The 14,076-nt window shown below is 70.8% G+C and carries 9 protein-coding genes; all 9 read left to right on the top strand.

Features of this window, described 5'->3' with window-relative positions:
• Positions 1 to 66 precede the first annotated feature (66 nt).
• The 9 genes from scpA to H8N03_RS12335 all read left to right on the top strand — a co-directional run bounded on the left by scpA (position 67) and on the right by H8N03_RS12335 (position 14,034).
• A complete protein-coding gene (gene scpA, locus H8N03_RS12375; RefSeq protein WP_187076482.1) occupies positions 67 to 2,223 on the top strand; it encodes a methylmalonyl-CoA mutase in 2,157 nt (718 codons plus the stop codon).
• 67 nt (positions 2,224 to 2,290) lie between these two features.
• Positions 2,291 to 3,307 carry a methylmalonyl Co-A mutase-associated GTPase MeaB gene (gene meaB, locus H8N03_RS12370; protein ID WP_354005112.1) on the top strand — a complete coding sequence of 339 codons (1,017 nt, stop codon included), beginning with the start codon at positions 2,291 to 2,293 and terminating at the stop codon, positions 3,305 to 3,307.
• Entirely contained in the window at positions 3,300 to 4,832 is a 1,533-nt protein-coding gene (locus tag H8N03_RS12365; protein WP_187076481.1) for an acyl-CoA carboxylase subunit beta, read from the top strand. The genes meaB and H8N03_RS12365 overlap by 8 nt, the downstream gene beginning before the upstream one ends.
• Positions 4,833 to 4,991: 159 nt before the next feature.
• Positions 4,992 to 7,043 (top strand): acetyl-CoA carboxylase biotin carboxylase subunit, encoded by a 2,052-nt coding sequence (locus tag H8N03_RS12360; protein WP_187076480.1) that lies wholly within the window; start codon positions 4,992 to 4,994, stop codon positions 7,041 to 7,043.
• Complete coding sequence (locus H8N03_RS12355) at positions 7,040 to 7,522, top strand: VOC family protein (RefSeq protein WP_187076479.1); 483 nt, start codon at positions 7,040 to 7,042, stop codon at positions 7,520 to 7,522. The genes H8N03_RS12360 and H8N03_RS12355 overlap by 4 nt, the downstream gene beginning before the upstream one ends.
• Before the next feature lie 146 nt (positions 7,523 to 7,668).
• Entirely contained in the window at positions 7,669 to 9,060 is a 1,392-nt protein-coding gene (locus H8N03_RS12350) for a GAF domain-containing protein (RefSeq protein ID WP_187076478.1), read from the top strand.
• Positions 9,060 to 11,210, top strand: coding sequence for a PqqD family peptide modification chaperone (locus H8N03_RS12345; protein ID WP_187076477.1), 2,151 nt, complete (start codon positions 9,060 to 9,062; stop codon positions 11,208 to 11,210). Before H8N03_RS12350 ends, H8N03_RS12345 begins: the two co-directional genes overlap by 1 nt.
• Positions 11,207 to 13,135 carry a preprotein translocase subunit SecA gene (locus tag H8N03_RS12340; protein ID WP_187076476.1) on the top strand — a complete coding sequence of 643 codons (1,929 nt, stop codon included), beginning with the start codon at positions 11,207 to 11,209 and terminating at the stop codon, positions 13,133 to 13,135. The genes H8N03_RS12345 and H8N03_RS12340 overlap by 4 nt, the downstream gene beginning before the upstream one ends.
• Positions 13,132 to 14,034 (top strand): efflux RND transporter periplasmic adaptor subunit, encoded by a 903-nt coding sequence (locus H8N03_RS12335; RefSeq protein WP_187076475.1) that lies wholly within the window; start codon positions 13,132 to 13,134, stop codon positions 14,032 to 14,034. Before H8N03_RS12340 ends, H8N03_RS12335 begins: the two co-directional genes overlap by 4 nt.
• Positions 14,035 to 14,076 lie beyond the last annotated feature (42 nt).

Here is a 14,076-nt window from a genome sequence, read left to right as displayed (position 1 = left end):
GCCCCCCATTCTAGGGTGGGCGGAATTCTTTATCAATAATTATGAATGCGGTAGACTAGGCACACCATGACCCCGACGCCCCCCAAGCCCGTCTCCCTCGAGGAGTGGAAGAAAGCCGCCGCCAGGTCCGCTCCCGGCGGCAACGTCGACGCCCTGAACTGGGTCACCCCCGACGGCATCGCGGTGAAGCCGCTGTACACGGCCGCCGACCTGGAAGGCCTGCCGTACACGAACACCATTCCCGGCTTCGCGCCCTTCCTGCGCGGCCCGCAGGCCACGATGTACGCGGCGCGCCCCTGGACCATCCGCCAGTACGCGGGCTTCTCCACCGCGGAGGAGTCCAACGCCTTCTACCGCAAGGGCCTGGCGGCCGGCGGCCAGGGCGTGAGCGTCGCCTTCGACCTCGCCACGCACCGCGGCTACGACAGCGACCATCCGCGCGTCGTGGGCGACGTGGGCAAGGCGGGCGTCGCCGTCGATTCCGTGGAGGACATGAAGATCCTGTTCGACGGCATCCCGCTGGACAAGGTCTCCGTCTCCATGACCATGAACGGCGCCGTGCTGCCGGTGCTGGCGGGCTACGTGGTCGCGGCGGAGGAACAGGGCGTGCAGCAGGACCAGCTGTCCGGGACCATCCAGAACGACATCCTCAAGGAGTTCATGGTCCGCAACACCTACATCTACCCGCCGGAGCCCTCGATGCGGATCGTGGGCGACATCATCGAGTACACGGCGCGGAACATGCCGAAGTTCAACTCGATCTCGATCTCCGGCTACCACATGCAGGAAGCGGGGGCGAACCAGGCGCTGGAGCTGGCCTTCACGCTGGCGGACGGCAAGGAGTACGTGAAGACCGCGCTCGGCAAGGGCCTGGACGTCGACGAGTTCGCCGGCCGCCTGTCCTTCTTCTGGGCGATCGGGATGAACTTCTACCTGGAGATCGCCAAGATGCGCGCGGCCCGCGTGCTGTGGCACCGCATCATGAGCGGCTTCGGCGCGAAGAACCCCAAGAGCCTGATGCTGCGCACGCACTGCCAGACCTCGGGCTGGTCGCTGACCGAGCAGGACCCGTACAACAACATCGTGCGCACGACCATCGAGGCGATGGCCGCGGTGTTCGGCGGCACGCAGTCGCTGCACACGAACAGCTTCGACGAGGCGATCGCGCTGCCCACCGAGTTCAGCGCGCGCATCGCCCGCAACACCCAGCTGATCCTGCAGGAAGAGACCCACATCCCCAACGTGATCGATCCCTGGGCCGGCAGCTACATGATGGAGAAGCTGACCCAGGACATGGCCGACGCGGCCTGGAAGATCATCGAGGAGGTCGAGGCCATGGGCGGCATGACCCGCGCGGTGGACTCGGGCTGGGCCAAGCTGAAGATCGAGGCGGCGGCGGCGGAGAAGCAGGCGCGCATCGACTCGGGCAAGGACGTCATCGTCGGCGTCAACAAGTACAAGCTCGCCCAGGAAGAGGCGATCGAGATCCTGGAGGTGGACAACGTCAGGGTGCGCGAACAGCAGATCACGCGCCTGGCGAAGATCAAGGCCTCGCGCGACGGCGCGAAGGTGCACGCTGCGCTGGAGGCCCTCACGGCGGCCGCGCGCACAGGCAAGGGCAACCTGCTGGACCTGAGCATCCAGGCGATCCGCCTGCGCGCGACGGTGGGCGAGGTGAGCGAGGCCCTGGAGAAGATCTACGGGCGCCACCGCGCCGATACGCAAAAGGTGACCGGCGTGTATGCAGCTGCCTATGACTCGGCCGAGGGCTGGGAGAGCCTGAAGAAGGAAATCGCCGCGTTCGCGGAGGCCGAGGGCCGCCGCCCGCGCGTGATGATCGCCAAGCTGGGCCAGGACGGGCACGACCGCGGCGCCAAGGTGGTGGCCACGGCCTATGCCGACCTCGGCTTCGACGTCGACATGGGCCCGCTGTTCCAGACACCCGAGGAGTGCGCGCGCCAGGCGATCGAGAACGACGTGCACGCGGTGGGCATCAGCACGCTGGCCGCCGGCCACAAGACGCTGGTGCCGGCCATCATCGCGGAGCTGGAGAAGCAGGGCGCCGACGACATCATCGTGTTCGTGGGCGGCGTGATCCCGCAGCAGGACTACGAGTACCTGTACAACGCCGGCGTGAAGGGCATCTACGGCCCCGGCACGCCCATCCCCGCCAGCGCGAAGGACGTGCTGGAGCAGATCAAGAAGGCCGTCGCGCAATCGTGATGGCGGCTGCGACCCGGCTGTTGCTCCCTCTCCCTCCGGGAGAGGGCTGGGGTGAGGGCGCTCCGGCGTGAACCTCTCCACGGCCATCCTCTCGGGCCCGGGCGCAGCCCAGCGCCGCGCGATGGCGAAAGCCATCACGCTCCTGGAATCCACCCGCGCGGACCACCGCGCGCAGGGGGATGCCTTGCTGACCGAGCTGCTCCCGCACACCGGCCACGCGTTCCGCCTCGGCATCAGCGGCGTGCCCGGCGTGGGCAAGAGCACGTTCATCGAGGCGCTGGGGCTGCACCTCATCGCGCAGGGTCACCGGGTGGCGGTGCTCGCGATCGACCCGTCGTCGACGGTCTCCGGCGGCTCCATCCTCGGCGACAAGACGCGCATGGAGCACCTGTCGGTGCACCCGCAGGCCTACATCCGCCCGAGCCCCTCCAGCGGCACCCTCGGCGGCGTGGCGGCGAAGACGCGCGAGGCGATGCTGGTGTGCGAGGCCGCCGGCCACGACGTCGTGATCGTCGAAACCGTGGGCGTCGGCCAGAGCGAGACGGCGGTCGCGGGCATGACGGACATGTTCGTCCTGCTGCAGCTGCCCAACGCCGGCGACGACCTGCAGGCGATCAAGAAGGGCGTGATGGAGCTCGCCGACCTGGTGGTGATCAACAAGGCGGACATCGACCGCGACGCCGCCACGCGCGCGCAGGCGCAGATCACCAGCGCGCTGCGCATCCTGGGCCAGCACGGCAACCCCGAGCACGCGCACCACGACGCGAGCCACTGGCATCCGCAGGTGCTGCAGCTCAGCGCCCTGAAGGGCGAGGGGGTGGACGCCTTCTGGCAGGCCGTCACGCGCTTCCGCTCGCTGCAGGAAGCGGACGGGCGCCTGGCGTCGCGGCGCAGGCACCAGGCGCTCGCCTGGATGTGGGAGCGCATCGAAAGCGGCCTGAAGCAGGCCTTCCGGCAGGACCCCGCGGTGCGGGCGCTGCTGCCGCAGATGACCAACGAAGTCGAGCAGGGCACGCTCGCGGCCTCCACCGCGGCCCGGCGCCTGCTCGATGCACTCAAGACCAACGGAGAACGACATGCATGACATCCTCGAGCAGCTCGAGAAGAAGCGCGACGCGGCGCGGCTCGGCGGCGGCGAACGGCGCATCGAAGCGCAGCACAGGAAGGGCAAGCTGACCGCGCGCGAGCGCATCGAGCTGCTGCTCGACGAAGGCACCTTCGAGGAATGGGACATGTTCGTGGAGCACCGCTGCACGGACTTCGGCATGGCCGACAACAAGATCCCGGGCGACGGCGTCGTGACCGGCTACGGCATGATCAACGGCCGCCTCGTGTTCGTCTTCAGCCAGGACTTCACCGTCTTCGGCGGCGCGCTGTCGGAAGCCCACGCCGAGAAGATCTGCAAGGTGATGGACCAGGCGATGAAGGTCGGCGCGCCCGTGATCGGCCTGAACGACTCCGGCGGCGCGCGCATCCAGGAAGGCGTGGCGTCCCTCGGCGGCTATGCCGACGTCTTCCAGCGCAACGTGATGGCGTCCGGCGTCGTGCCGCAGATCTCCATGATCATGGGGCCGTGCGCCGGCGGCGCCGTGTACTCGCCGGCCATGACGGACTTCATCTTCATGGTCAAGGACAGCTCCTACATGTTCGTGACCGGCCCCGAGGTGGTGAAGACGGTGACGCACGAGGAGGTGACCGCCGAGGAACTGGGCGGCGCGACCACGCACACCTGCCGCAGCGGCGTGGCGGACCTGGCGTTCGAGAACGACGTGGAGGCGCTGATCATGCTGCGCCGCCTCTACAACTACCTGCCCCTGAACAACCGCGAGAAGCCGCCGATCCGCCCGAGCAACGACCCGGCCGACCGCATGGACTTCTCGCTCGACACGCTGGTGCCGGACAACGCGAACAAGCCCTACGACATGAAGGAGCTGATCGTGAAGACGGTCGACGACGGCGACTTCTTCGAGCTGCAGCCGGACTACGCCAAGAACATCGTGATCGGCTTCGCCCGCATGGAAGGCCAGACGGTGGGCATCGTGGCGAACAACCCGCTGGTGCTGGCGGGCTGCCTGGACATCAAGAGCTCGATCAAGGCGGCGCGCTTCGTGCGCTTCTGCGATGCGTTCAACATCCCGGTGATCACCTTCGTCGACGTGCCCGGCTTCATGCCCGGCACCTCGCAGGAGTACGGCGGCATCATCAAGCACGGCGCCAAGCTGCTGTACGCGTATGCCGAGTGCACCGTGCCCAAGGTCACCGTGATCACGCGCAAGGCCTACGGCGGCGCCTACGACGTGATGAGCTCCAAGCACCTGCGCGGCGACGTCAACTTCGCCTGGCCGAATGCGGAGATCGCGGTGATGGGCGCCAAGGGCGCGGTGGAGATCATCTTCCGCGAGGACAAGGGCGACCCGGCCAAGCTGGCCGCCCGCGAAGCCGAATACAAGGCCCGCTTCGCCAACCCCTTCGTCGCCGGCGCCCGCGGCTTCATCGACGACGTGATCCTGCCCCACGAAACCCGCAAGCGCATCTGCCGCTCGCTGGTCATGCTGCGCGACAAGAAACTCGAGAACCCGTGGCGCAAGCACGGGAACATCCCGCTGTGATGATTGTCGCCGCGCCGTCGCGAGCCCTTTCGAACGCAGAGGTCGCAAAGGTTTCGCAGAGGTCGCAGAGAAAACCAGGAGTGGATGTTCGGATGTTCCTCTGCGACTTCTGCGCCTCCTCTGCGACCTCTGCGTTCTAGATTCTTCGATCGAGCCAACATGTTCACCAAGATCCTCATCGCCAACCGCGGCGAAATCGCCTGCCGCGTCATTGCCACCGCGAAGAAGATGGGCATCGCCACCGTCGCCGTCTACTCGGATGCCGACCGCGATGCGCGCCACGTGAGCCTCGCCGACGAGGCCGTGTACATCGGTGCGCCGCCCAGCCGCGAGAGCTACCTGGTCGCCGACAAGATCATCGCCGCCTGCAAGAAGACCGGCGCGCAGGCCATCCACCCCGGCTACGGCTTCCTGTCGGAGAACGAGGACTTCGCCAAGCGCGTGGAGGAGGAGGGCATCACGTTCATCGGCCCCAAGCACTACTCCATCGCGGCCATGGGCGACAAGATCGCCTCCAAGAAGCTGGCGAAGGAAGCCAGGGTCAACACGATCCCCGGCTACAACGACGCGATCGAGACCGCGGAGCAGGCCGTGTCCATCGCGAAGGACATCGGCTACCCGGTGATGATCAAGGCCTCCGCCGGCGGCGGCGGCAAGGGCCTGCGGGTCGCCTTCAACGACAAGGAAGCCTTCGAGGGTTTCACCTCCTGCCGCAACGAGGCGCGCAACAGCTTCGGCGACGACCGCGTCTTCATCGAGAAGTTCGTCGAGGAGCCGCGCCACATCGAGATCCAGGTGCTGGGCGACGCTCACGGCAACGTGGTGTACCTCAACGAGCGCGAGTGCTCCATCCAGCGCCGCCACCAGAAGGTGATCGAGGAGGCGCCGTCGCCCTTCATCAGCGAAACGACGCGCAAGGCGATGGGCGAGCAGGCCGTGGCGCTGGCGAAGGCCGTGAAGTACCAGAGCGCGGGCACCGTGGAGTTCGTGGTCGGCAAGGACCAGTCCTTCTATTTCCTGGAGATGAACACCCGCCTGCAGGTGGAGCACCCGGTCACCGAATGCATCACCGGGCTGGACCTGGTGGAACTGATGATCCGCGTGGCCGCCGGCGAGAAGCTGCCGGTCACGCAGGCGGACGTGAAGCGTGACGGCTGGGCGATCGAGTGCCGCATCAACGCGGAGGATCCCTTCCGCAACTTCCTGCCGTCCACCGGCCGCCTCGTGCGCTTCCAGCCGCCGCGCACCAGCATGTGGGCCTCGGACCGCGAGCACCTGCTGGGCGTGCGCGTGGACACGGGCGTCGCCGAGGGCGGCGAGATCCCGATGTACTACGACTCGATGATCGCCAAGCTGATCGTGCACGGCACGGACCGCAACGACGCGATCGCGAAGATGCGCGAGGCCCTCAACGGCTTCGTGATCCGCGGCATCTCGAGCAACATCCCCTTCCAGGCGGCGCTGCTGGCGCACCCGAAGTTCGTGGCGGGTGACTTCAACACCGGCTTCATCGCGGAGCACTACGGCAAGGGCTTCCGCGCCGAGGACGTGCCGCACGACGACGAGGACTTCCTCGCCGCGCTGGCCGCCTTCGCGAACCGCCGTGCGCTGGAGCGCGCGTCCGGCATCAGCGGCCAGATGCGCGGCCACGAGTTCAAGGTCAACGGCGAGTTCGTCGTGGTCCGCCTCGACGCCGAAGGCAGGCACGAGCACCTGCCCGTGAAGGTCACCGGCTTCGACGGCGGCGTCGGCGCCTGTTCCATCGAGGTGAACGGCAAGCGCTACGACATCTCCAGCAAGTGGCACCTGGGCGGCGCCCGCATCCGCGGCACCGCCAACGGCAAGGAGTTCACGGCGCAGGTGGAGCGCGGCGTGGCACGGAACCCGCTGGCGTTCCGCATCGTCCACAACGGCACGCGGCTCGACGCTCTGGTGCTCACCCCGCGCACGGCACAGATGTACAAGCTGATGCCCTACAAGGCGCCGCCCGACATGAGCAAGTTCCTGCTCTCGCCGATGCCGGGCCTGCTGGTCGACGTGGCGGTGCAACCGGGACAGAAGGTGCAGGCCGGCGAGCGCCTCGCCGTGATCGAAGCGATGAAGATGGAGAACGTGCTCTTTGCCTCGGCCGACGGCGTCGTGGGCAAGGTGCTCGCCTCCAAGGGCGAGTCGCTGACCGTCGACCAGCCGATCGTGGAGTTCGAGCGATGAACCGCCCGTTCCAGGTGCTGGGCATCCAGCAGATCGCCATCGGCGGTCCCGACAAGCTGAAGCTGCAGAAGCTCTGGGTCGACCTGTTCGGCCTCGAGGTCACCGGCACCTTCAAGAGCGAACGCGAGAACGTCGACGAGGACATCTGCGCGCTGGGCGTCGGCCCGCTGAAGGTCGAAGTCGACCTGATGCAGCCGCTCGACCCCGAGAAGAAGCCCGCCGTGCATTCCACGCCCTTGAACCACGTGGGACTGTGGATCGACGACCTGCCCAGGGCGGTGGAGTGGCTCCAGGGGCAGGGCGTGCGCTTCGCGCCGGGCGGTGTCCGCCGCGGCGGCGCCGGCTTCGACATCTGCTTCGTGCATCCCAAGGGCAACGAGGAATTCCCCGTGGGCGGCGAAGGCGTGCTGATCGAGCTGGTGCAGGCGCCGCCGGAGGTGGTGAAGGCCTTCCGCGCGTTGGCGCAGTCCGCTTCCTGACGCACCACCTGTTGTAAGCGCGCCGCGGTTTGCGGACCGAATGGGTCCGCAGGGCGGCGCGTGGGGCCCGCAAGGCGCCAGGGCGCAGTTTCATCTTGTAACGCCCTCGACAGTCCGGGAGAATCCGGCGGCCCACCTGCGTTTCCATGGACAAGGCCCCCGCCCACCTGCTGCAAGCCGCGGCGCCCGACCCGGCGCCAGCGGCGGCCGACGCCGTCCTGCGCTGCCAGGCGGCGGTGCTCGCGCGCCGCCCGCTCGCCGAGGCCGCGACTGCGCTCGCCGCGGAACTGGGCGACCTGCTGCGGTGCCGCCGCGTGAGCGTCGGCCTGCTGGAAGGCGAGGACCTGCGCATCGCCGGCAGCTCGCAGCAGGTGGAACTCGACCCCCGCCACGACGCGGCGGCTGCCGTGCTCGCCGCGATGCACGAGGCGCTCGACCAGCGACTGTCGATCGCGTGGCCCCCCGCCACCGCCGATGCCCCCATCAGCCTCGCACAGCGCCAGCTGGCGGGCACGGGCCAGGCCTGCAGCGTGCCGCTGGTGGCGGGCCAACGGATCGTCGGCGCCCTCACGCTGGAACGGGACGCGGGCATGGCCTTCACTCCCGCGCAACTCGCGGTCTGCGAAGACGTCGCGGCTTTCGCGGGTCCCGTGCTGGAGCTCAAGGCGGCCGCGGAGGCGCCCTGGCGCCGGCGCGCGGCCGGCTGGATCCGCGCGCACCTCGGATCGCCCACGCGCCGCCAGGTGCTCGCCGGCAGCGCGGTGCTGCTGGTCGTGGGCGCGCTCGCATTGCCCTGGCCCTGGCGCGTCAGCGCGCCGGCGCGGCTGGAGGGATCGGTCCAGCGCGCCGTGGTGGCGGCCACCGACGGCTTCCTCCAGCAGGCGAACGTGCGCCCGGGCGATCGCGTGACCGCCGGCCAGCCGCTCGCCCAGCTGTCCTCGCAGGACCTGGAACTCGAACGCAAGCGGCGCGAGAGCGAGCTGCGCCAGCACGAGAACGCGTACCGTGCGGCCCAGGCGCGCAACGATCGCACGCAGATGGTCATCAGCCAGTCGCGCGCGGCGGAGGCCCAGGCGCTGCTGGAACTGGCCGAGACGCAGCTGGAGCGCAGCCAGCTGGTCGCGCCGTTCGACGGCGTCGTGATCAAGGGCGACCTGCGGCAGAACCTCGGCGCGCCCGTGCAGAAGGGCGAGACCCTGCTGGTGCTGTCGCCCAGCGACAGCTTCCGGCTGATCGTCGAAGTGGACGAAGGCGACATCGGCGCCGTGGCGCCCGGGCAGCGGGGGCAACTCGCGCTGGCGGCACGCCCGGAGCGTCCGCTGGCGTTCACCACGCGTCGCATCGTGCCGGTCGCCACCGCGGCGGATGGCCGCAATTACTTCGAGGTGGAGGCGGTGCTGGCCGAGCGCGAGGCGGGGCTGCGTCCGGGCCTGAGCGGGGTCGCCAAGATCGAGGTCGGCCGGCGTTCGCTCGGCTGGCTGCTGTTCCACCGCGCCGCCGCGTGGATGCGGCTGGCGCTCTGGTCCGTCGCGCTCTGATGGCGCAGCCGCTGGTCAGCGGTTCCTGGTACCGGGTGGAGGCCCTCAAGCCCAGCCTGGTCGCGGGCCTGCGGATCGTGCGCCACCGCGTGCGCGACCAGTTGTGGCACGTGCTGGTCGAACCCGGCTCGGGCCGCCAGCTGCGCCTGAACCCCGCCGCCTATGCCTTCGCCGGCCGCTGCGACGGGCGGCAGACCGTGGGCGAGATCTGGCAGCTGCTGCTCGCGCGAGGCGGCGACGACGCACCCACCCAGGACGACGTGCTGCGCCTGCTCGCGCAGCTGTTCCGGGCGGGCATGCTGCACTTCGACGCCGCGCCGCACCTGTCGCTGCTGTTCGCGCGCCGCGCCGAGGACGAGCAGCAGCGCCGCCGCGCCTTCGTCAATCCGCTGATGCTGCGCACGCGCCTGTTCGACCCTTCGCGCCTGCTCGATCGGCTCGCGCCGCTGGCGGAGGCGCTCGCGCACTGGCCGGTGTTCGTGCTCTGGGCCGTCGCCGTGGTCGCCGCCGCACTGGCCTGCGCGGCCCATTTCCCCGCCCTGCAGGCCGAAGCGCTGCGGGTGCTGGCGACGCCATCGAGCTACGCGCTCGCATGGGTCGCATACCCGCTGGTCAAGTCCCTGCACGAGCTGGGCCACGCGCTGGCCGTGCGCCGCTTCGGCGGCGCCGTCCACGAAGTGGGCGTTTCGCTGATGTTCCTCACCCCCGCGCCGTACGTCGACGCGAGTGCCGCCAACGCCTTCGGCTCCGCGCGCCAGCGCGCGGCCGTCAGCGCGGCCGGCGTCGTCGTGGAACTCGCGCTGGCGGCGCTGGCGGCGTTTGCCTGGCTGGCGTTCACGCCCGGCATCGCGCGCGACGCCGCGCTCGTCGTGCTGCTGATCTGCTCGGTCTCCACGCTCGCCTTCAATGCCAACCCGCTGGTGCGGCTGGACGGCTACCACCTCCTGTGCGACCTGCTGCAGTTGCCGAACCTGGCGCTGCGCAGCCAGGCATGGTGGGCCTCGCGGTGGCGCCGCCTGCTGGGCGCGGAGGCTCCCTTGCCGGCTTCCGCACTCGCGGCGGGCGAAGCGAAGTGGCTCGCCTTCTACGCGCCTGCGTCCTGGGCGTACCGCCTCGGCCTGCTGCTCGCGCTGGTGTTCTGGGTGGGCCAGCACTCGTGGCTCCTGGGCTGGCTGGTGGCGCTCGGCCTCGCGGGCTGGCTCCTCGCCGGCATGGTCCGCGGCTTCCTGCGCACGGCTGCCAGCGCTCCGGACGCGGCTGCGCGGCGGCGGGCGCTGCAGCTCGCGGCGGGCACGCTGGCCGCAGCAGCCGTCCTCCTTTTCGTGGTGCCTGCACCGGCGAGCGTGGTGGCGCGCGGCGTCGTCTGGCCGCCGGAGCACGCGCAGCTGCGTCCGCAGGCCGGCGGCTTCGTCGAAGCGACGCTGGTCGCCGGTGGCGCGTCGGTGCGCGCCGGCGAGGTCGTGATGCAACTGTCCGATCCCGCGCTGGTCGCCGCACGCGAGAAGGCATGGGGCGAGCGGACCGGGCTGCTCGCGCAGCAATACACGGCGCTCCTGAACGATCCCGCGCGTGCCGGCGACGCGCAGGTGCAGATCGAGCGCAACACCGCGGAACTCGAACGCGCCGAGCAGCAGCTGGCGGAACTGGACCTGCGCGCGCACGCCAGCGGCCGCACCGTGTGGGCCCGCGAGGCGGACCTCCCCGGCAGCTACGCGAAGCGGGGCGCCATGCTCGGCTACGTCCTGGCGCCCGAACCTGCGCAGGTGCGCGTGGTGCTGCAGGACGAAGACATGCTGCGGGTGCGCGGCCAGGTGCGTGCCATCGAGGTGCGCCTGGCCGGCGCGCCCTTCACCGCGCACGCGGCGACCCTGGCGAGCGAAACGCCGGCGGCCACGCAGCAGCTGCCGAGCGCGGCGCTCGCCGACCGCCACGGCGGTCCGGTGCCGGTCGACCCCGCGGACCGCGACGCGCTGCGCACGCAGAAGCCGGTCTTCCTGCTGGATGTCGTGGTCCCCGACGTCCCCGCCGGCCACGTCGGCGGGCGCGCCTGGGTCAAGCTGCAGCTGGAACCGCAACCCGTGGGGTGGCAGGCCGTGCGTGCGCTGCGCCAGCTGCTGCTGCGGCAGTTCAACCCCACCGGGCAGGCATGACGCTCGCGGCCCGCTGGCCCTTTCCCGGCCTCGCCTGGGGCGAGTACCCCGAGCAGGATGTCCGCGCCGGTGCGCCGCGGCGTCCGCGCCGCGCGGGCATCCGCGCCTTGCACCGCTTCGCCGATGCCGCCGCCGTGGCGGGGACGGTGCCCGCGGACGAGTTGCCGCGCCGCCTCGCGGCCCTGTCCTCGCTCGCGGGCGAGCCCGAAGCGTGGCTGCTCGAAGCGACGGTGCTCGCCGCGAGCGCGCTCGCCGCAGCGCTCGGACATGCGCCGCACCGGCAGCAGCTCTTCGCCGCGCGCGTGCTGCTGGACGACCGCCTGGCGGAGATGGCGACGGGCGAGGGCAAGACCGCGGCCATCGCGATGGCCGCGGCCGTCGCCGCGCTGGCCTCCACGCCGGTGCACGTGGTCACCGCCAACGACTACCTCGCCGAGCGGGACGCCGTGCGGCTGCGCCCCTTCTACAGCCTGCTCGGCCTGCACGTGGACTGCGTCACCCAGTCCATGGATGCGGCCCGCCGCCGGCAGGCCTACGCGGCGCACGTCACCTACTGCACGGCGAAGGAACTCGCGTTCGACTACCTGCGCGACGCGATGCTGCGCACCACCGACCTCTCGCCGCTGGAGCGGCGCGCGCGCCGGCTGGCGGCGCCTGCGCCGGGCCGCAGCCAGCCCGTGCTGCGTGGCCTGTGCATGGCCATCCTCGACGAAGCGGACACGGTGCTGGTGGACGAGGCGCGGGTGCCGCTGGTCCTCGCGCGTGCGGAAGGCTCGGCGCTGGAGGAGGCTTTCCACGCCGGCGCACTGGCGCAGGCTCGCGAGCTCGAAGCCGGCACGCATTACGAGAGCGGCGCGGAAGGCCGCCGCTTCGTGCTCACGCCCGCGGGCCGCCAGCGCCTCGCCCGCTGGCCCGTCGCGAACCACCCGCTCCTCGGCCATCGCGTCCACCGCGAGAACGCCGTGGAACTCGCGCTGCTCGCGCTGCACGGGTTGCAGCGGGACCGCGACTACGTCGTGCGCGAGGGCGCCGTCGCCCTGGTGGACGAGACCACCGGCCGGGCCGCCGCCGGTCGCGCCTGGTCCGCCGGGCTGCACCAGCTCGTGGAGCTGAAGGAGGGCGTGGCCGCCACGCGCCGCAACAGCCCCCACAGCCAGACCACCTTCCAGCGCTTCTTTCCGCGCTACCTCCGCCTGGCGGGTGCCAGCGGCACCGTTCGGGAGGCGGCGCGGGAGCTGCGGCAGGTGTACGGGCTGCGGCTGGTGCTCGTGCCGCGCCGTACGCCTTCGCGCGTCGCATCGCCGCCGCTGGCCTTGTGGCCGGACAGCGCCGCGCTCTGGCCGCAGGTCGCGGCGCGCGCGCGAGCCCTGGCGCTGCAGGGACGCGCCGTGCTGGTCGGCACCGAGACGGTGGCGCAATCCGAGGCGCTTTCCGCCGTCCTCGCAGCGCAGGGGCTCCCGCACCGCGTGCTGAACGCCCGCCAGGACCGGGAAGAGAGCGAACTGATCGCGCGCGCGGGCCAGGCGGGATGCATCACGGTCGCCACCAGCATGGCCGGGCGCGGCACCGACATCCTCTGCGCGCCGGAAGTGCTGGAACGCGGCGGACTGCACGTCATCCTGTGCCAACTGAACGGATCGGCGCGCATCGACCGCCAATTCCTCGGCAGGGCGGGCCGGCAGGGCCAGCCGGGCAGCGCCGAGCGCATGCTGGCGGCCGATTTCGCGCTGCTCCAGCGCTGGTGCCCGGCCTGGTGGCGGCGCTGGATGGCGCGGCCGGGGGCACCCGCCGGCCTGGCAAAGATCACGGTCGCCTGGGTGCAGTTCCGCCAGTCCTTTACCGATCGTTACGAACGTGTGAAACTCAGCCGTGTCGCCTCGGAAGAAGAGCGCGACCTGGCCTTCAGCCGAACAGGTGCAGCATGAGAAGAGGTCGTTGGGTGCTGGTCGCGGGCTGGCTCGCCCCTGCGCTGGCAGGTGCGCAGGCGCTCGGCTGCCTGATCGAGCCGCTGCGGGTCTCCGAGGTCGGCAGCCCGGTCATCGGGGTCATCGAGTCCACGCTGGTGGAGCGGGGTGACCGCGTGCGGTCCGGCCAGCCGCTGGCCACCTTGCGCTCCGACGTGGAGCGCCAGTCCGTCGCGGTGGCGGCCAGCAAGGCGCAGGCCGTCGGCGAGCTCAAGGCGACCGAGGCCAATGCCGAACTCGCGCGGCAGAAACTCGCGCGGGCCGTCGACCTCGCCAACCAGCAGTTCATTTCCAGCCAGGCGCTCGAGCAGGCGCGTGCCGAGGCTGCCGTCGCCGAGAACCGGCTGGCGCAGGCGCGCGAGCAGCGCAACGTGTTCGCGCGCGAGCACGAGCTGAGCCTGGCGCAGCTGGGGCTGCGCACGATCCGCAGCCCGATCTCCGGCATCGTGGTCGAGCGCTACCTGTCCCCCGGCGAGCGGGTGGAGGAGAAGGCCATCTACCGCGTCGCCATGGTCCATCCGCTGCGGGTCGAGGTGGTGCTGCCCGCCACCGCCTACACGTCGGTGCGGCAGGGCATGGACCTCACCGTCACGCCGGAATTCCCGGGGGCGACGCCGCGCAGCGCCAGGGTCACGCTGGTGGACAAGCTGATCGACGGCGCCAGCAACACCTTCCGCGTGCGCATGGAGTTGCCGAATGCGGACCTGTCGCTGCCTGCCGGGGTGCGCTGCAAGGTGGACCTCGCGCTGCCCTCGGCTCCCACGCGCGCTCCGCAGCGTGGCCGCCCGCCGGCGCTGGACTCGTCGCTGAACCTGCAGATGGCGCCCGTGCTGGTCAACGCCGGCCCTCCGGGCAGGTAAGGGCCTGAGCCGTGCGCTGGTTCCGCCGCCACCCTGACGCCC

This window comes from Ramlibacter cellulosilyticus (assembly GCF_014297465.1).
GTDB classification, from domain to species: domain Bacteria; phylum Pseudomonadota; class Gammaproteobacteria; order Burkholderiales; family Burkholderiaceae_C; genus Ramlibacter; species Ramlibacter cellulosilyticus.
This window is presented reverse-complemented; position numbering and strand designations above follow the sequence as displayed.